General features: G+C 50.7%; 16 protein-coding genes and 1 pseudogene. 11 read left to right on the top strand and 6 right to left on the bottom strand.

What is annotated here, in order from left to right; all coding sequences use genetic code 11:
* Positions 1-13: 13 nt before the first annotated feature.
* Entirely contained in the window at positions 14-1,087 is a 1,074-nt protein-coding gene (locus NT140_02935; GenBank protein ID MCX5830839.1) for an AI-2E family transporter, read from the top strand.
* A gap of 23 nt (positions 1,088-1,110) precedes the next feature.
* The gene (locus tag NT140_02930; GenBank protein MCX5830838.1) at positions 1,111-2,568 is read left to right on the top strand and encodes an NADP-dependent malic enzyme; all 1,458 of its coding nucleotides are present in this window, start codon (positions 1,111-1,113) and stop codon (positions 2,566-2,568) included.
* A gap of 103 nt (positions 2,569-2,671) precedes the next feature.
* Here NT140_02930 and NT140_02925 read toward each other — a convergent pair whose 3' ends face one another.
* Positions 2,672-3,568, bottom strand: a complete 897-nt coding sequence (locus NT140_02925; GenBank protein MCX5830837.1) for a hypothetical protein — start codon at positions 3,566-3,568, stop codon at positions 2,672-2,674.
* A gap of 65 nt (positions 3,569-3,633) precedes the next feature.
* Entirely contained in the window at positions 3,634-4,281 is a 648-nt protein-coding gene (locus NT140_02920; protein MCX5830836.1) for a DedA family protein, read from the bottom strand.
* 254 nt (positions 4,282-4,535) lie between these two features.
* Between NT140_02920 and NT140_02915 the strand changes: the two genes are divergently transcribed.
* Together NT140_02915 and NT140_02910 are read left to right on the top strand one after the other, a co-directional pair.
* On the top strand, positions 4,536-5,111 hold the full coding sequence (locus tag NT140_02915) for a 5-formyltetrahydrofolate cyclo-ligase (protein ID MCX5830835.1): 576 nt from the start codon (positions 4,536-4,538) through the stop codon (positions 5,109-5,111).
* A gap of 5 nt (positions 5,112-5,116) precedes the next feature.
* A complete protein-coding gene (locus NT140_02910) occupies positions 5,117-5,482 on the top strand; it encodes a hypothetical protein (protein MCX5830834.1) in 366 nt (121 codons plus the stop codon).
* 159 nt (positions 5,483-5,641) lie between these two features.
* Here the strand turns inward: NT140_02910 and NT140_02905 are convergent, their stop codons facing one another.
* The 4 genes from NT140_02905 to NT140_02890 form a co-directional block, all read right to left on the bottom strand.
* The gene (locus NT140_02905) at positions 5,642-6,139 is read right to left on the bottom strand and encodes a hypothetical protein (protein ID MCX5830833.1); all 498 of its coding nucleotides are present in this window, start codon (positions 6,137-6,139) and stop codon (positions 5,642-5,644) included.
* 15 nt (positions 6,140-6,154) lie between these two features.
* Positions 6,155-7,312: a sodium ion-translocating decarboxylase subunit beta gene (locus tag NT140_02900; protein ID MCX5830832.1), complete on the bottom strand. Its 1,158-nt coding sequence runs from the start codon at positions 7,310-7,312 to the stop codon at positions 6,155-6,157.
* Between the two features lie 174 nt (positions 7,313-7,486).
* Positions 7,487-8,287, bottom strand: a complete 801-nt coding sequence (locus NT140_02895) for a cytidylate kinase-like family protein (GenBank protein ID MCX5830831.1) — start codon at positions 8,285-8,287, stop codon at positions 7,487-7,489.
* A 60-nt stretch (positions 8,288-8,347) separates the two neighbouring features.
* Positions 8,348-9,061 carry a TerC family protein gene (locus tag NT140_02890; GenBank protein ID MCX5830830.1) on the bottom strand — a complete coding sequence of 238 codons (714 nt, stop codon included), beginning with the start codon at positions 9,059-9,061 and terminating at the stop codon, positions 8,348-8,350.
* A gap of 518 nt (positions 9,062-9,579) precedes the next feature.
* Here NT140_02890 and xseA point away from each other — a divergent pair.
* The 7 genes and pseudogenes from xseA to NT140_02855 all read left to right on the top strand — a co-directional run.
* Entirely contained in the window at positions 9,580-10,965 is a 1,386-nt protein-coding gene (gene xseA / locus NT140_02885; protein ID MCX5830829.1) for an exodeoxyribonuclease VII large subunit, read from the top strand.
* Positions 10,935-11,168 carry an exodeoxyribonuclease VII small subunit gene (locus tag NT140_02880; GenBank protein MCX5830828.1) on the top strand — a complete coding sequence of 78 codons (234 nt, stop codon included), beginning with the start codon at positions 10,935-10,937 and terminating at the stop codon, positions 11,166-11,168. The genes xseA and NT140_02880 overlap by 31 nt, the downstream gene beginning before the upstream one ends.
* On the top strand, positions 11,158-12,072 hold the full coding sequence (locus NT140_02875) for a polyprenyl synthetase family protein (protein ID MCX5830827.1): 915 nt from the start codon (positions 11,158-11,160) through the stop codon (positions 12,070-12,072). Before NT140_02880 ends, NT140_02875 begins: the two co-directional genes overlap by 11 nt.
* A gap of 1 nt (position 12,073) precedes the next feature.
* The gene (gene dxs / locus NT140_02870) at positions 12,074-13,996 is read left to right on the top strand and encodes a 1-deoxy-D-xylulose-5-phosphate synthase (GenBank protein MCX5830826.1); all 1,923 of its coding nucleotides are present in this window, start codon (positions 12,074-12,076) and stop codon (positions 13,994-13,996) included.
* A complete protein-coding gene (locus NT140_02865) occupies positions 13,989-14,723 on the top strand; it encodes a TlyA family RNA methyltransferase (GenBank protein ID MCX5830825.1) in 735 nt (244 codons plus the stop codon). The genes dxs and NT140_02865 overlap by 8 nt, the downstream gene beginning before the upstream one ends.
* Before the next feature lie 105 nt (positions 14,724-14,828).
* A pseudogene (locus NT140_02860) lies at positions 14,829-17,543 on the top strand (PAS domain S-box protein).
* The coding region (locus NT140_02855; GenBank protein ID MCX5830824.1) for a GGDEF domain-containing protein at positions 17,523-18,071 on the top strand (549 nt) is incomplete at its 3' end. The pseudogene NT140_02860 and the gene NT140_02855, both read left to right, overlap by 21 nt.

The raw sequence follows: 18,071 nt of genomic DNA, 5'->3' as shown, positions 1-18,071 counted from the left end.
TGAGACAAAATCCATGGACAGGAAAATATACCTGAGCATAATGGCTGCCCTGGCAACGGTCGCCGCCCTTTGGCTGCTCGCCTTTTTTGTGGCGCCCTTTGGCAAGTCGCTGGCCTGGTCGCTCATCATCGGCATTGCGACCATTCCCCATTACGAGAAACTGGCCCGCCAGTTACCCCGTCACCCCAATTGTTCGGCCGGCATCATGGTTCTTGTCATAACACTCTGTATCATGCTGCCGGTAGCCGCCCCGTTCGTAATGATTGCTCAAAACGCTACCGAATGGTACAGCGAGAGCGAGCGGCTCGTACTGGTTTTTACTCAGTCTGTGTCGAGCTTTCTCAGCCATCTTCCTCTGGGCGGCAAGCTCATCGCCTTGGGAACAAAGCTTGGCATTGACCTTACCAGTTATCCGGCACAATATGCGGCCAACGCCTCACAATTTCTTCTCGATGTGGCAACCAGCACAGCCAAAAACATGGCAGAACTTTTTTTTGTGCTGGTACTGTCGATGTTTATCCTCTTTTTCATTTACCGTGACGGTGAAAAGATTTTGTTTGCCGGTCTCAAGCTCTTTGCCACTCACCAGAAAAAAATCATCCATTATCTGCAAAATATTCGAGAGACAACAACATCGGTCATTGTCGGCACCCTGCTGACTTGCCTTTTGCAGGGGGCACTCGCCGGAATCGGCTATTTTTTCGCCGACGTCCCGGCGCCGGTTCTGTGCGCCATCCTCACGGCTGTGGCGGCAGTTTTGCCAACCGTGGGCACGGCCATTATCTGGGTGCCGCTCGTCGTCATTGTTGCCATTAACGTTTCCTATGCCAAGGCGGTGGCGTTATTGTTGTGGTGCGCTATTGTTGTTAGTCTCTCCGATAACTTGATTCGTCCGCTGGTCATCGGAGGGAAAAGCAATATTTCTGCTTTGGCTATCATCCTCGGAGTGGTGAGCGGAGTGGTTGCTATGGGCCTTATCGGTCTGATTCTGGGGCCGCTTTTCTTCGCCATCCTCACCACAATCTGGCGGGACGTAACGGGCATTGACGAGTCAGGAGATCAACAAGAGAATCAAACAGAACCTTAAAAGATGATCTATTAGGAGGCACTATGTCGAAAATTGATTTTTCACTCAAGAACATCAACGAGCTATTCCCGGAAAATTTTACGCAGGAACAGATTGCCCGGGCGCAAACCGTCTTTCTTAAAGAATTATCGTTACTGGCTCACAAATTTTACGGCGGCAAGATACAAACCATGCCTAAGGCCGGGGTATATGGTTTCAACTGGTTTAATGTATGGTACACCCCCGGAGTTTCTGAGATTTCGACCAACATTCGCGCTCACAGCGACTCCTCGTTTGACTTAACGAATCGAGGCAATCTGGTGGCGGTGGTTTCCGATTCCACCCGTGTTCTGGGTGATGGGGATTGTACGCCGTCCGGTGGTTTGGGGGTAATGGAAGGGAAGGCCTTTTTGATGAAATATCTGGGAGGTATAGATGCCGTTGCCCTTTGTATTGACAGCTATAATAAACAAGGCGAGCACGATCCTGACAAGATCATAGATTTTGTCAAGATGCTTCAGCCCAGTTTCGGCGCCGTGAACCTCGAGGACATATCGCAGCCTAACTGTTACAAAGTACTGGATGTTTTACGGGAAGAGTGCCAAATACCCGTTTGGCACGATGATGCTCAGGGGACCGGTTCCGTAACCTTGGCCGGTCTTATCAATGCCTTGAAAATTGTGCACAAGGACCTGGATAAGGTACGGATCGTTTTCTTTGGGGCCGGTGCAGCGAATGCCACCATTGCCCGCCTGATCATCAAAGCCGGTGGCGATCCCGGTAGAATAATTCTGTTCGATTCTACCGGCGGTTTACATACGGGACGGGAGGATATCAAGGCCGACGCCCGTTTTTACCGCAAATGGGAATTGTGTGAGGCCACAAATCCGCAAAAAATAAACGCTATTGAAGAGGCTTCCCGGGGGGCAGATGTTCTTATTTCCCTCAGCCAGTCGGGCCCTGATGTGATAAAACCCGCCTGGATCAGCAGTATGGCTGACAAATCCATTGTTTTTGCCTGCGCCAATCCGATACCCGAAATTTACCCCTATGCCGCCAAGGAGGCCGGGGCATACGTGGTGGCGACCGGCCGGGGTGACTTCCCCAACCAGGTAAATAACTCTATCGGGTTTCCGGGTATTCTGAAGGGCTCGCTTCTGGTTCGCGCCCGCAAGGTGACCGACGAAATGGCTATCGCAGCTTCCTATTCGGTGGCGCGTTTTGCCGAAAATAAAGGTTTGAGCCCGGATTACATCATGCCCACCATGGATGAAACCGATGTCTTCGCCCACGTGGCCGCCGATGTGGCCATGGAAGCTATCAAGAACGGAGTCGCACGCCTTCAGCTCACCAGGGATGCCGTTTACAACCAAACCCGGCACGATATCCTGGAAGCCCGCCAGGGGATAGACCTGATGATGGAGCATGGTCTGATTAAGAAACCAGATATGGGCATGCTGGAATCAGCTCTTGCCAAAGCGATTGAGGTGGTAAAGCAATGAGTCATTTTACGCTGGCCCCCGCTTCGGGAAGGGGGGCTACACATCTGCACCGCTAACGGTTTGCTCTGGCGTTTCTGGTGGAGCAAAAGGGCGAGCGCGATTTTCAAGCGCTGAGCGTTCCGCCTCCATCTGCTTCTCCCCCGCTGCTGTGCGTTTTCTTCCATTTTTGTCTGGCGCCCAGACAGGAGATCAGGACGCCTCCCAAACCGATTACCACGGCAATGACCTTGATCGTCCAGCCGAATTGGGGTATCCAACCGATGGCCCAAAATATGACTAATCCCCAGAAAATATCGGTGATTACGCTCTGATCCCGCTTTTTCAGAAGGGCAAAAAACTTTTCTCCGGCCAACTGGGCGGCGGCAATGAACCCGATCAGGGCCGAACCGACGACGATAGCCATTTCCAGCGGAATGAGGACGATCCCGAGGACGGAAATGGTCAACAATATGGCCAGCGGCACCACCGACACTAGCACCACGAGGCCCCACAGGAAGGCCTTGAAGAGGGAGTATTTGATCGCCTCAGCCACGCTGCGCACAGGCCTGGGGAGCAGGGTAACGATGAGGAGGGCGACGAGGAGAATACCGATAAAAACGAGCAAGGAAAGGATGGCAAAAACCCAGGACCAGCCTTCCCAATCCTCGTTCAACACGGAGGCCAGTGACTGGGAGAGATCGGAGGCGTTGATCTCCTTTATGCTGCCGTAAACCCGGGCGCCCTTTCCCATGATAACGACCCCGCCTACGGAAATGGCGTTACCCTCCACCAGGGCGGTTTTGGTCAACACGACAGAACCGCCGATGGACATGACGTGACCGGTAATCGTACCCCGGACCGTGATTTGTCCGCCCACGGCGACGGCATTTTTTACCTTGACGCCCTCCGTAATCGTGACATCGCCGCCGATCTTCACGATATTGTTATTCTCAGCTCGGGCGGGAGCGCCGGAACTGATTAACCACCCGGCGATTAATACGCAGAACAGAACTTTTTTCATACCCGGTTTGCCTTTCTATTCAATTAAAAAATAAGAAAATAACTGTCCTTCCTTGGTGCAGGGGGCTATGATACTGCGGATGCCCTGCGCTGACGAAAGAATTCAATGATCCCCGGAAGGATGGAAATAATTATTATCGCCATGATCACTATCGTGAAATTACGTTTTACCAGGGGGATATTGCCAAAGTAGTAGCCGCCGAGGGCAAAAAAAACAGTCCAGGCGACTCCGCCGGAAATATTGTAAAACAGGAAACGACGGTATTGCATGCTCCCAATGCCGGCCACAAAAGGGGCAAAGGTGCGGATAATCGGGATGAAGCGGGCCAGAAAAATGGTCTTGCCGCCGTGCTTTTCATAGAATTTATGAGTTTTATCGAGGTATTCCCGTTTGAAAAATCGTCCGCCCGGTTGATGAAAGACGCGGGGACCAAAAAATTTACCCAGGGTATAGTTGACCGAATCTCCGGCAATTGCCGCCACGATCAGGACTATCATGAGCAGTCTGATTTCCAGGCTGCCCAGGGCGGCAATCGTACCGAGGGCAAAAAGGAAGGAGTCGCCCGGAAGAATTGGCGTCACAACAAGGCCAGTTTCGCAAAAAATGACTAAGAAAACAATAAGATACGTCCAGAGGCCAAAATATTTAATGATCATGTCCAAGTACCGATCAAGGTGTAGAAATACATCAATTAACCAGGTAATCCATTCCATGAGCCAACCTTTCCACCGCGTGCTTAGTGAGTTAGAAATTGTTTACCGGCAGTAAGCAACTCCGTTAACGCGCTTTTCCCGTTTATCGGGGTTGCCGAGTATAATGAGAGGCGTAGTGACATGTCAATGATAATGTCACCTGATGGACTATCTTTTCGAGAATTTATCACCGGGTATCCTGCGTCCATTTTTCTTGACATACGCGGAGCTCTTTCCTATACCTATAGAAGGAAAACAAGGGGGCATGGCTCAGAATGCTGGACGAGGATAAAAAAAAGATCAGAAAAGATATCCTGACCGTGAGAAATGCCTTGCCACGGACAGAGCGGGAAGCGATGAGCCGGATAATATGCAGTAATTTTACTAATTTGTCGCCGCTCTCGGATTGTGCGTCTGTCATGATTTTTTTAAGTTTCGGCAGTGAAATCAATACGGATTACATTATCGAGTGGTTGTGGAAACAGAAAAAAAGGGTTTTGGTCCCCTTGTGTAAACCGGAGACACGGGGGATGGATATTTTTTCCATCGCCAACTTTGCCGATCTGGAAACGGGATATTTCGGCATTCGCGAACCTAAAAGGGGCTTGCGCCCTCTTGTCGCCAGGGAGGTCATTGATCTTGTGGCAGTTCCGGCCGTGGCATTTGACAGGCGGGGATACCGCGTCGGGTACGGCGGCGGCTATTACGATAGATTTCTGGCCGGCATGGATGTTCCCACGATCGGGCTGGCGTTTGACTGCCAGATCATTACGACAGCCCCGGTGGAGAAATACGATCTGGCGGTACAGGGTATTATAACTGAAAAAGAATATATTAACGTGGGGTTATAAAAGACATGGATAGAGAAACAAAGACAGGTATTATACTCATCATTCTCGGCATCTGCATCCCTCTTGCAACCTTTCCGTATCTTTCCGGATACGCCAAGGATAAAGGCATTATTGAAAACTTCTACCAGGCAGGTATTCAAATCAAGCAAGATACAAAGAGCGATACGGCAAATCAACCACCTAAAATAATTGGTAAAATAAATTGGAGAAAGCCAAATTTTTCTAAACTGATACCTAATAAAATACCTTTAAGGCTCTTCCTGGTCGTCACAGTAATCCTGGTTTATATGGGAATCATAAGAATTGATTCATCGAGGCGAAAGAAAGCTGCAAAGCAGGAGCACTTGCTGCGGACCGGAACACTCGAATGAAGGTTTTTAGTAAGGTATGACGGCTGCTTCGAAATTAAAAAGAACTCCATTTATGGCTCGACAAGCTCACCATGAACGGAGTTCTTTAATTGCGGTAATTTATAAAGTATGTTCCCTCTCATCCTGAGCCTGTCGGAGGATGAGAGGTGATGCATCTCGTCAGGCCTTAGGTTTAACCGCTTCCTTGGCGAAGGCCTTCTTCATAATAGCATTCGAGATACTGAGTAATATCCACAGAATTATAAGGATAACAAAAACTCCGGCAAATCGGATAAAGAGTGTGCTGAAAATCCACGTCCAGTTGTCTGTTACGATTTTCACGGTAGTACTGGCTCCGCCATCCTTGTAGATGCCGATCGAGTGCCACTTGGCACCGCCCTGATCCTCTATGTACATCTGTTCCTTCCAATCCCGGTACTTCTCATCCTTGTAATTCTCCAGGGATTTCTTGTACCACGCCAACACTTGCTCATAGGTCAGGTTATAAGATATTAAAACCGCCGTGTCCTCGGTCTTCACGAGAGTGCCCCCCGGCATCACCGGCGCTTCCCACTGCTTATCCTGCAGAGGAGCGTCTGCGGCAAGTAAAACCGCTGAGAAGGTAACAACAACCATCAAACTAAAGAATATCGCATATATGAACTTTATTGTCTTCATGTGGTCCTCCTTCGTTTACTGGAACATGGACAGAAGCATGCCTGCTGCAGCAGGCGAGCCGAGGGAACCGGCCAGGCAAGCTGCCATTGCGTGCCCGAGCAGGAAATTGTGTTTGTCATACTGCCGCCCGATCAACTGGGAAACCCGCGGCGCCATCGGGAGGGCAGAAACACCTGAATTGCCGATCAGCGGATTGATCTTTTCCTTGACGAAGATGTTGATAATCTTCACGGTCAAAATGCCGCCCGCCGTGCAGACGACAAAATCGAGTAAACCGAGGCCGAAAACCACCAAGGGTTTATACGTCAGAAAGACCTCCGCCTGCATGGCAGCGCCGACGCTGATGCCGAGAAAAATGGTTACCATGTCCATCATGGGGCCGGCCGCGGTATCAACCAGGCGCTTCACGACGCCGCTTACCCGCATCAGGTTCCCGAACATGAGCATGCCCATGAGCGGCATGACGGCCGGCACCAGCAGGGCGATGATGGCCGAACAGACGATGGGGAAAAGAACTATTTCCGTCGGGGAAACCTTTCTCAATACCTTCATCTTGATGAGCCGCTCCTTGCTGCTGGTCATCATTCGCATAATCGGTGGTTGGATGAGCGGCACCATGGACATGTAAGAGTAAGCGGCCAGCGTGTTCGCGCTGAGAAGGTGCGGGGCAAGTTTTGCGGTAAGGTAGATGGTCGTCGGGCCGTCGGCGCCGCCGATAATGCCCACCGAGGCCGCCTCCTTAATGGTGAACCCAAGCAGAATCGTTCCGGTAAAGGTAACAAAGACGCCGAGTTGCGCACCGGCGCCGATCAGGAGCATCTTCGGGTTGGCGATCAGCGGCTCAAAATCCGTCATGGCCCCGAGACCGAGGAAGATCAGGCAGGGGATCACCTCCCACAAGATTCCGTACTTATAAAAGAATTGCAGCAGATGGGGGACGCCTTGTTCATTGAACCCCATCAAGGGGGTATTCGGAAAATTTACCAGGAAGATACCGAAACCGATCGGCAGCAAGAGAAGCGGCTCAAAATTCTTGGCTATGGCCATATACAGAAAAAAGCAACCGATGACCCACATTATGACATACTTCCACCCCATAGCCGCAAATAGCATGGGGAGACCCGTAGTCTGAAAAGTACCGACCAACAAATCCCAAATTTCATTGTAACTCATAATAAGCTCCTTCCATATAATTTACATGGCCGCGTTATAACCATTATTGCGCAAGCTATGTCAAGCTAATATTTCGGTCCTGATGGAAACTTTTGTCGAGACCGGACATTATGCCGGTGCCTGCCATAAGGCAGCAAGGGAATGCTCGAAGAATCCCCATCGGGGAACGTTAAATCAGCGGTAATAGAGCAAACATTTTATAGGGATGTTCCCGGCCAGCCTCTTGGCTTCCGCCTCGATTGCGTTATGTTCCTTCGGACTGTGTGTCAAACCCCGCAGCACTATGGCTTCTCCTACAGGCTCGACCTGCAGGGTAGGGGAGTGAATCTTTGCATTTGTCAGGATGCCAGCCCGTATATCTGCTGCAACTGACCATAGCTTCATGATTTTGCGGTTTTCTTCTGTGTTGTACCGATTCTTCCCGGCTATGGCATCCTTTATCGCCTTTATAATTAAGTCTTTAGATTGAGCTGCCGTATTAATGACGAGGTCGTATGATCTTGGGTCATCCCAACTCTTTCTAAAAACGGCCTTCACGTATCCGCAGCTTTCCTTATCCATCTTTTGGATGAACCACTTTGCTGTTCGCTCATCAATGTCCTCTCTATCCATAATATATTTGATCCGTTTGTCCAGAGGGGCCTCAAAACGGACTCTAAGGGCATACGGCACGTTCTCCAGGAGAAAATTGGCGCCTCTCCCAATTATGACCACGTTGTCCTTGAGCGCATATTTCAGAATAAGGCTGTGTACAATGGCAATGAAGGCCTTGAAGCCCCAGTCGTGCCTTTCCCATATAGTCGGATCGTGTTCCTCGAATTCCATGATCAGCTGTTGCCAATCGTTTCCGCCCTCTTGCAGATCCTGGATCATCCTCTCGTGGGCTATGTATTCGTAACCCATGTCCTTGGCTATCTCCATCCCTATCTCTTTACCGGTACTTCCATGTTGCCTTGATATGGTTAGAATTGGCATATGACCTCCTTGATTAGATATGATCGCCCACAACTAAAAAAGCCTTATTACAATTATATATCATTCGGTAGAATGTTGTTCTTCTCTTTTTATCTTCCACTTCATCCAGAGTTTGCCCACAATAATAACACCAACCGCAAAAATAATCTGCACGGCATATTCAGCAAACTTACCCGGATGAAGAACCCTTTCGGTGTAAGGATCAGTCATTATCATATCACCCGCTACTCTTCCCAGTATCATTGCGCCGATATAGACTATAGCGGAGTACTTGTCCATAAGCGTGGTGAGAAGGCCACTCGTAAAAACCACAAAGGGAATGCTCAACCCCAATCCGAAGATAAGAAGGGGCAGGTTGCCCTTACAGGCGCCCGCTACACCAAGAATGTTATCGAGGCTCATGACAAGGTCAGCAATGATGATTGTTATGATTGCCTGTTTGAGCGTGCCGGCTCCTTCTGAAAGCTTCTCGTCAGGTGCACCCTCCACGAAGAGTTTGACGGCGACATAGGCGATGAGGATGCCGCCACCGAGCTTAAGCCCCTGTACTGTGAGCAACTTTGCTGCAATAAACGTAAGACCTATCCTTAGAACTACCGCCGCCGCGGTGCCGAACGCGATGCCGAGCCTCCGCTGTTTAGCGGGAAGAGAACGGACCGCCATGGCGATGACAACCGCATTATCGCCCGACAGGATCAAGTTAATAAGGATAATGCTCAGGAACGCAAAAATGAAGGGCCCATTGAAGCCAGTTACTATAGTGCCAGTATCCATGTTTTCACCTCGTCAGGATTAGAATATTATAATTGGATGAGTGAGCATATTAAAAAAATATCCATACAATCTCATGAGTCAAATGGTGCCCGGTAAATATACCTTCATAGCCAAAATTGCAACTTTGTATTTGCAGTATTGCCAACCCTCAATAAAGGCAGCTTAAATAAGCGGGAAGAAAGAAATAAAATTCAATGATAATGGCATTATGTCACCGGAATATCCCCGCATTCTTTCTTGGTAAAAGGACGCCCGGATGATGTAGCTGACCAGATTTTCCATAGCTGGATCATTTAACCTTGATAATTAATATGGCCCTTGCTATAAATCAAAGGCTATTTTTTTATGGTCCGTAATTCAATGAAACACTCAAGACGGTACGGCGTCACAAAGGATAATGGAAATCTCCCCTAACCCCTCTTTGCCAAAGAGGGGGAACAATAGAGTCCCCCTTTAGAAAAGGGAGAGTAAGGGGGGATTTGATATGCATTTCAGGTGAAAGGCAGAATTAAGCCTTTATGAAAAAAGTTTTTTCCGTCACAGAATTAAATGGCCTGATCAAACGGCTTCTGGAAGAAAGCTTTGATCTTTTCTGGGTGGAAGGCGAGGTTTCCAATCTGCATCGGCCTGCTTCGGGACATGTGTACTTTACCCTGAAAGACGAGAACAGCCAGATCCGGGCCGTCATCTTTCGCGCCGCCATTGGGAACAGGCCGTTTGCACGGGCCGGGATGTTGTTTGATCTGGAAAACGGGATGAGGATTATCTGCCGCGCCCGGCTGACCGTTTATCAGCCTCGGGGCGATTATCAGCTCCTGATTGATAATCTGGAACCTTTGGGGACAGGCGCCCTCCAGAAGGCTTTCGAACAGTTGAAGGCGCGCCTGCAGGTCGAGGGATTGTTTGATGCCGCTCACAAACAAACGCCGCCCCTGCTGCCCCGACGGATCGGAGTGATTACCTCGCCCACGGGCGCCGTCATCAGGGATATTCTGAATGTTACGCGGCGGCGCTTCCCCGCGGTGGATATCTTAATCGCCCCCGTCCGGGTGCAGGGAAGCGAGGCGGCCGGTGAGATTATCCGGGCCATTGCCGATTTGCAGGCCTATGGCGATGTGGAGGTGATCATTTTAGCGCGTGGCGGCGGTTCACTGGAAGACTTGGCCCCTTTCAACGACGAAGGAGTGGCCCGGGCTATTTTCCAGGCCCGTATCCCCATTGTCTCCGCTGTCGGCCACGAAACGGATTTTACCATAGCTGATTTTGTCGCCGATCTGCGGGCGCCTACTCCCTCTGCCGCCGCGGAGTTGGTTGTGCCGGTGCAGATTGACCTGGCGGCAACTGTGGCCGCCTCGCGGGCGAGGATAATAAATCACCAGTTACGCCTGCTGGAACGCCGCCGCGAAAAGGCGCTTTATCTTGCCGGGCGGTTGCCTGCGCCCGGAAAAATGATAGCAGATCTGTGCTTGACGGTCGGCGCCGGCCTGAACCGTATGCAGGCGGTTATTGATCAGATTCAGGCGCGGCACCGGCAGCAGATGGATCGGGCCTCGTTGCGTCTGCGACATATAAGTCCGCTGGGGCAGATCGGAAAGGTGCGGGGCATCCTGGTCAGTTTGCGGAAAGATATTGTCGCCGCGGCTGCTGCAATTTTGGCGGAAAGTAAGAAACGTCTGGAAGCTGGCTTGATCGGCTTGGATACATTAAGCCCCCTGGCAGTTTTAAGCAGAGGGTACAGTATTGCCAGACTATCACCGCAAGGTATAGTTTTAAAGGATACGCAACTGCTGACGGCCGGCGCCAATGTGGACGTCACGCTGGCAAAGGGTGGTTTTGAGGCGCAGGTTACAGCAATCTACGGGAGTGAGGATGAATGGCCAGGGAAAAATTTGAAGATACGTTAAGAAAATTGGAAGAACTCTTGAGAAAAATGGAAGGCGGGGATCTGGCCCTGGAAGAGTCTCTGAAGGCCTTTGAGGAGGGCATCCGACTATCCCGCCTTTGTACGGAAAGGTTGGACGAAGCGGAGCGGCGGGTGGAGATTCTGCTCCGGGAAGATGACAAGGCGGTCATAAAACCTTTTGCGGGAGAGGCAAGTGAAGACTGAGGTCGCTTTTTGCCTGGAGGATTATCTCAAGACAAAAAAGCAGATTATTGACGCTGCCCTGGAACAATACCTGCCCGGTCCGGCGAATTACCCGCCCGTAATTTTTGAAGCCATGCGGTACAGTCTGATGGCGGGTGGCAAACGCATCCGGCCGGTCCTGTGCCTGGCCACGCTGGAAGCCCTCGGAGCGGAAAGTCTCCAGGGCTCGGTTTTGCCCGTGGCCTGCGCGCTGGAGATGATTCATACCTACTCCCTGATCCATGATGATCTGCCCGCGATGGACGATGATGATCGCCGCCGGGGCATACCGACGAGCCACAAGGTGTTCGGCGAGGATATTGCCATTCTGGCCGGAGACGCCCTCCTGACGGAGGCCTTTTGCCTCCTGTCCAAAAGGGAACTTATGGCCGGGATTCCTCCGGAAAGAATTCTGGCGGTCATACATGAAATCGCGACAGCCGCGGGTTGTTTCGGCATGATCGGGGGGCAGGTAGTTGACGTAAGATCCGAGGGAATGGCGGTGGACGAGGAGACCCTGTATTACATTCATACCCATAAAACGGGGGCGATGATCGTGGCCTCAATCAGGGCGGGCGCATTACTGGCGGGCGCCGGGCCGGAGGCGCTGGCTGCCCTTTCCCGCTACGGTTACAATATCGGCCTGATATTTCAAATCGCCGACGATATTCTTAATGTGGAAGGCGACAGATCCGCGACCGGCAAGAGCACCGGCAGTGATGCTTCCCGCGGCAAGGTAACCTTCCCTGCCGTTTTCGGACTGGACAGGTCACGGGAAAAAGCCCTCGCTCTGGCAGAGCAGGCTTTACAGTCACTGTCCGGCTTTGACGGGCGTACCGAGCCGCTGCGCATGCTGGTCAGGCACATCATAGAGAGAAAAACATAAAATGAAAAAGGCGCCCCTGTTAAAAGAGACGGCAAGCGAGAGAAAATTATTGCCGAACGTAAATTATCCCAACGATATAAAACACTTGAGTCTGCCGGAGTTGAATGCCCTGGCCACCGAGATCAGGAGCATGATTATTGAAACTGTTTCCCGCCGGGGCGGTCATCTGGCTTCGTCGCTCGGCGCGGTGGAACTGACCATGGCCCTGCACTATGTATTTAATACGCCGCAGGATAAGCTGATCTGGGATGTCGGCCATCAGACCTATGCCCACAAGATATTGACCGGCAGAAGGGAAAAGTTCGACACTCTCCGGCAAAAAGACGGCCTGAGCGGCTTTCCCAAGCGGGAAGAGAGTGTCTATGATGTCTTCAACGTGGGACATAGCGGCACTTCCATCTCGGCGGCGGCCGGCATTGCGGAGGCCGGCCATCTGCAAGGCAGTGACTTTAAGACGGTGGTCATCATTGGCGATGGCTCCATGTCGGCGGGGATGGCCTTTGAAGGCTTGAACTGGGTCGGGGATCGCAAGAAAGACTTGATCATCGTCCTTAATGACAATGAACTTTCCATTTCCCCTAATGTCGGCGCCCTGTCTTCTTATCTGAATCGCATTATGACCGGCCATACGGTCACCAGGTTGAAGTCGGAGTTTAAAAATTTTCTTAAATCCATTCCTACCATCGGGGAGCCCATGTTCAGGTTTACCCGGCAAATAGAGGAATCCTTGAAGGCCTTCGTGGTCCCGGGGCTACTTTTTGAGGAGTTGGGATTTACCTATGTGGGTCCCCTGGAAGGACACCGTCTGGATCACCTGATCAAAAACCTCGATAACGTTAAACATTTGCGGGGTCCTGTCCTCGTGCACGTGATCACGAAGAAGGGGAAAGGCTATCATTTTTCCGAAAACGATCCGTTGCGCTTTCACGGCATCGCGCCTTTCCATATCGAGACGGGGGAGGACCTTGCCGACCGGACTATCCCTGTGCCACCTTCCTATACCAGGGTTTTTGGCGAGACCCTCGTCAAGCTGGCCACGGATGATGAGCGGATTGTCGCCATTACGGCCGCCATGTGCGAAGGTACGGGTCTGGATAAATTCGCGAAAAAATTCCCCGCGCGGTTCTTTGACGTGGGGATCGCGGAACAACATGCGGTGACCTTCGCTGCCGGCCTGGCGACCCAATCCTTGCTTCCCGTCGTGGCCATCTATTCCACTTTTCTGCAAAGGTCTTACGACCAGATCATCCATGATGTCTGCCTGCAAAAGCTGCCGGTAGTGTTTGCCCTGGACCGGGGCGGCCTGGTGGGTGAAGATGGCGCCACGCATCACGGGATCTTTGATTATGCATTTTTACGCTCCATTCCCAATATCGTTGTCATGGCGCCCAAGGACGAAAATGAACTCCAGCACATGCTCATAACCGCCTTGCAGTGCGGCTACCCGGCCTCCATTCGCTATCCGCGCGGTCATGGCATTGGTGTAGCCATGGACGAGGCGCCCCGGGTATTGAGGCTGGGGGGGGGAGAGGTTCTGGCCACGGGTTCCGATCTGGCTATTTTTGCGATCGGGGCCTGCGTCTATCCGGCCTTGCAGGCAGCGGCGGCGCTCCTCAAAGAAGGCATCAGCATTACAGTCGTCAATGCCCGCTTTGTAAAACCCCTGGATGAGCAGTTGCTCTGCGACACCGCCCTTTCCGTGTCGCGCGTCCTCACGGTGGAAGAAAATGTTTTAATGGGGGGATTCGGCAGCGCCGTGCTGGAACTTTTCGAAAGCCGCGGTATTCGCAACGTACAGGTCAGGCGATTGGGAATCCGGGATGCCTTTGTCGAGCATGCCACCCAGCGGGAATTGCGCAGCATGTGCGGCATTGATGAAGAAGGGATCTGCGCTGCCATTCGGCAAATGATGCGCGATGAATAGCAAGGTAAGGTTAGACAACCTGCTGGTGCAAAAAGGAATGGCGCCGAGCCTGGAGAGGGCGCAGGCGCTGATTATGGCCGGCAGCGTGCTCGTAAAAGAAAGCGTGGTGGATAAGGCTGGCGCTCTTGTGTCTCCGGAAGCAGCAATCCGGATCAAGGGAGCTGATCTTACCTATGTAAGCCGAGGAGGCGTGAAGCTGAAGGGCGCTCTGGATAACTTTCGCATCGCCGTCCGCGATCTGGTCGTTCTCGATGTAGGTGCTTCCACGGGCGGATTTACTGATTGTCTGTTGCAGGAAGGGGCAGCCAAGGTTTACGCCCTGGATGTCAGCTACGGCCAACTGGCCTGGAAACTAAGAGATGACCCCCGGGTAGTGCCCATCGAGAGGGCCAATATCCGTTATTTTACGGGTGAAGGCATCGCGGAAAACATCGGTTTGGCCACGATTGACGCCTCCTTCATTTCTCTTACGCTCGTAATCCCTGCCGTGCTGAAACTTATCGCGGCCGATGCCTCGGTACTGGCTTTGATCAAACCGCAGTTCGAGGTGGGCAAAAATGAGGTGGGCCGGCGCGGGGTGGTGAATGATCCTGCCCTGCATCGCCGGGTCATCGAAGAAATTACCGGTTTCTGTCAGGAAAATGATCTTGAGGTTGCCGGCGTCTGTGAGTCAAAACTGGCCGGGCCGGCCGGCAACAAGGAGTTTTTTATCCATGCCCGTAGATAATCTGGGGAAACGCTTTCAATTAAGGCTGGCCAGGGGTAAAGTGGGCCGGCCGGTCACAGCGGGGAGAAATAAATAGTGGCTATCAAGTAATACGGGGTTATTGTTATGAAAGATGACCGAGAGCAAAAAGAATGGTTTAGCCGGATAGCTGAACAATCCAGAGAGATGATATGGGAAGTGGATGCAGATGGGCTTTATACCTATGTCAGCCCAAACTGTAAACGGATTACAGGATATAGCCCTGAAGAGCTTACAGGAAAGATGCACTTCTACGATCTCTGTCCGGAAGAAGGGCGGAACGCTTTCAGACGAGCAGCCTTCGAGGTGTTTGAGCGCAAAGAGCTGTTCCGTGAACTTCGTAATGCGATCGCAACAAAGGATGGCAGGGAGGTATGGGTCTCAACCAACGTCTCACCTGTCCTGGATGATACCGGCAGGCTTCTCGGCTACTGTGGTTCTGATTACGACATCACTGACTTTAAACGGGCGGAGGAGGCGCTCTCGGAAAGCGAATTTAAATTCCGGACCCTTTTCGAGTCTGCCTACGATGCTATTTTCTTGATGGATCAGGATATCTTTATTGACTGCAACACAAAGACCCTGGAGATGTTTGGCTGTACCAGGGAACAGATCCTCGGGCAGCCTCCTTACCGGTTCTCCCCGGAGGTTCAGCCTGATGGAAGCAAATCCATGGATAAAGCACAGGAGAAGATCGATGCGGCGCTCAGAGGTCAGATGCAGTTCGTTGAATGGACGCACAGTCGTTACGATGGGACTCTATTTGATGCAGAGGTCAGTCTGAACGCCTTCAGCAGTATGGGTAAATATTACCTTCAGTCTACTGTTCGCGACATCACCGAGCGCAAGCAGGTGGAGGAGGCACTGCGGGAGAGCAGAGAAAAATACCTTGGTATCTTTCAAAATGCTGTCATGGGAATTTTCCGAACCACTCCTGATGGTCGTTACTTAAGTGCCAATCCTGCCGGAGCCAGGCTATACGGTTATAAATCGCAGGAAGAAATGATACAATCAGTCGCAGACATGGCTCATCAGATATATGTTCACCCTGAAGACCGGAAACGGCTTAAAGAACTGATAGAAAGTAATGGATTTGTTGAAGGTTTAGAAGTTGAGCATTACACCAAAGATGGCAATAAAATATGGGTCTCCATGAATGCACGTGTTATCCGTGATTCGTCAGGCACCATGCTTTACTATGAAACCACCTCTCAGGACATCACCGGGCGAAAAAACGCTAATGAAGAATTACGCTCAGCACATAAACAGCTTTTCGATATCATTGATTTTCTCCCTGACGCAACACTCGTGATTGACCGTGACAGAAGGGTGGTTGCATGGAACAGGGCAATTGAGGAGATGACAGGAATACCCAAGGAAGAGATGATTGGCAAAGGCAATTATGCCTATGCAGTCCCTTTTTATGGTGAGCGCCGCCCCATACTTATTGATTTATTATTTGAAACAGATGTTGAGATTGAGAAAAAGTACGATTTTGTGCACAAGATCGGGAATACTTACTTTGTGGAGATTTTTATTCCAGGCATGTATGCCGGCAGGGGTGCATATCTATGGGCATCAGCTTCAAAACTCCTTGATTCTCAGGGCAAGATAACCGGCGCCCTGGAATCCATCCGTGATGTCACCGGGCGGAAAAATGCAGAAGCACGCATTTTGGAGAGTGAGGAAAAATACAGGGGTATCTTCGAAAATGCTGTGGAAGGCATATTTCAGACCACACCTGCCGGGCAGTTTATCAGCGTCAATCCCGCCCTTGCCGGGATGATGGGATTTGATTCACCTGACCAGATGGTAAAAACCTTCACCGATATTGCCGGGCAACACTATGTAATTCCTTCTGAACGAATGAGATACAGGAGGCTTCTTGAAGAAAATGGTTTTGTACGGGCTTTTGAGGCCGAGGTATATCGTAAGGGTGGCGTTAAAATCTGGATTTCTATCAGCGCCCGGGCTATTTTTGATAAATCAGGGATATTAAGCCATTACGAAGGCACAATAGTTGATATAACGAGCCGCAAGGAGGCTGCAGTTGCGACTCAAAATGCATACCAGACAACCCGTTCCATCGTTGAAAATGCGCCGTTTGGGGTTTATATCGTCAACGAGGAGGGCTTTGCTGAGTATGCTAACCTCCCGATGAGCAAGATATCAGGTGTCGGCATAGAACAGTATAAACAGTTTCACACCATTAATGTCCTGAATCTCCCCACCTATCTGAACCTCGGGATAGCAGCAAAGATCAAATCCACCTTGGACGGAACTCCCTTCTCAACAGAACCTTTTGAATACACCTCGCATCTCAGCGATAAGAAAACGGTACGGAAATATACCGGCATCCCCATTGAGGAGGATGGTAAACGAAAAGCGCTTATATTTGTTGAGGATTTGACAGAGTTAAAGAGGGCCGAGGAACAACTGAGGAAAGAACGGGAGACCTTCTTCTCTATCATTGAAAACTCCCCTGACGGTGTTATGCTTGTTGACAGCCAGGGAAGATTTGATTACGTCAACCCTGAATTTACGCATATTACGGGTTATACCAAAGAGGATGTGCCCGATGGAAAACAGTGGTTTCAGAAGGCCTATCCTGATTCCACATACAGGAAGTTTGTCACTGATGAGTGGAAAAAGGGTGCACTATCAGGAAGAAGAAGAAGGAGTTTAGAATGCCAGGTTGCATGTCAGGATGGACAGGTAAAGGGCATAGAGTTCAAGACGACACACCTGGAAGATGGGAGTGCAGTCACGGTAGTAACTGATGTGACCGAATTAAAAAAGATTGAAAGGAAACTCAAGGAAAGCGAAGAGCGGTTTCGTTCCCTTTTTGAGAGCTCACGGGATGCAATCTATATTGTTACAGGGAAGGGCAGTTTTATAGATATGAATCAGGCGTTTGTCGAACTATTTGGATATACAAGGGATGAAACCCTGAAACTCAATGTAAAAACCGCTTATTTGACAGATGAGGACCGGGAAAGGTTCAAACAGGTGATTAAAGAGAATGATTTTATAAGGGATTTTGAAATTAGACTGAAAAAAAGGGACGGGACGGTTATGGACTGTCTTTTAACTGTCACATGTAAAAGGGACGAAAAAGGGAAGATTACTCAATACCAGGGGATAGTTCGTGATATCACTGAACGAAAGAGGACGGAAGAGGCAATCAGACACATGGCGTTCCATGATGCCCTGACTGGCCTGCCCAACCGTTCACTCTTTAATGACCGTCTTGTTATGGCAATGGCCCACGCTGAACGCTTTAACGAGAAGGTTGCCGTGATGATGCTTGACCTTGACAAGTTCAAAGAT

It is taken from the genome of Deltaproteobacteria bacterium, from assembly GCA_026388415.1.
Classification (GTDB): Bacteria; Desulfobacterota; Syntrophia; order Syntrophales; family JACQWR01; genus JAPLJV01.
This window is presented reverse-complemented; position numbering and strand designations above follow the sequence as displayed.

Bases quoted from the DNA above. Each gene is read 5' to 3' on its own strand.
- NT140_02935 (MCX5830839.1), top strand. From the start codon at position 14: ATGGACAGGAAAATATACCTGAGCATAATGGCTGCCCTGGCAACGGTC.
- NT140_02930 (MCX5830838.1), top strand. From the start codon at position 1,111: ATGTCGAAAATTGATTTTTCACTCAAGAACATCAACGAGCTATTCCCG.
- NT140_02925 (MCX5830837.1), bottom strand. From the start codon at position 3,568: ATGAAAAAAGTTCTGTTCTGCGTATTAATCGCCGGGTGGTTAATCAGT.
- NT140_02920 (MCX5830836.1), bottom strand. From the start codon at position 4,281: ATGGAATGGATTACCTGGTTAATTGATGTATTTCTACACCTTGATCGG.
- NT140_02915 (MCX5830835.1), top strand. From the start codon at position 4,536: ATGCTGGACGAGGATAAAAAAAAGATCAGAAAAGATATCCTGACCGTG.
- NT140_02910 (MCX5830834.1), top strand. From the start codon at position 5,117: ATGGATAGAGAAACAAAGACAGGTATTATACTCATCATTCTCGGCATC.
- NT140_02905 (MCX5830833.1), bottom strand. From the start codon at position 6,139: ATGAAGACAATAAAGTTCATATATGCGATATTCTTTAGTTTGATGGTT.
- NT140_02900 (MCX5830832.1), bottom strand. From the start codon at position 7,312: ATGAGTTACAATGAAATTTGGGATTTGTTGGTCGGTACTTTTCAGACT.
- NT140_02895 (MCX5830831.1), bottom strand. From the start codon at position 8,287: ATGCCAATTCTAACCATATCAAGGCAACATGGAAGTACCGGTAAAGAG.
- NT140_02890 (MCX5830830.1), bottom strand. From the start codon at position 9,061: ATGGATACTGGCACTATAGTAACTGGCTTCAATGGGCCCTTCATTTTT.
- xseA (MCX5830829.1), top strand. From the start codon at position 9,580: ATGAAAAAAGTTTTTTCCGTCACAGAATTAAATGGCCTGATCAAACGG.
- NT140_02880 (MCX5830828.1), top strand. From the start codon at position 10,935: ATGGCCAGGGAAAAATTTGAAGATACGTTAAGAAAATTGGAAGAACTC.
- dxs (MCX5830826.1), top strand. From the start codon at position 12,074: ATGAAAAAGGCGCCCCTGTTAAAAGAGACGGCAAGCGAGAGAAAATTA.
- NT140_02865 (MCX5830825.1), top strand. From the start codon at position 13,989: ATGAATAGCAAGGTAAGGTTAGACAACCTGCTGGTGCAAAAAGGAATG.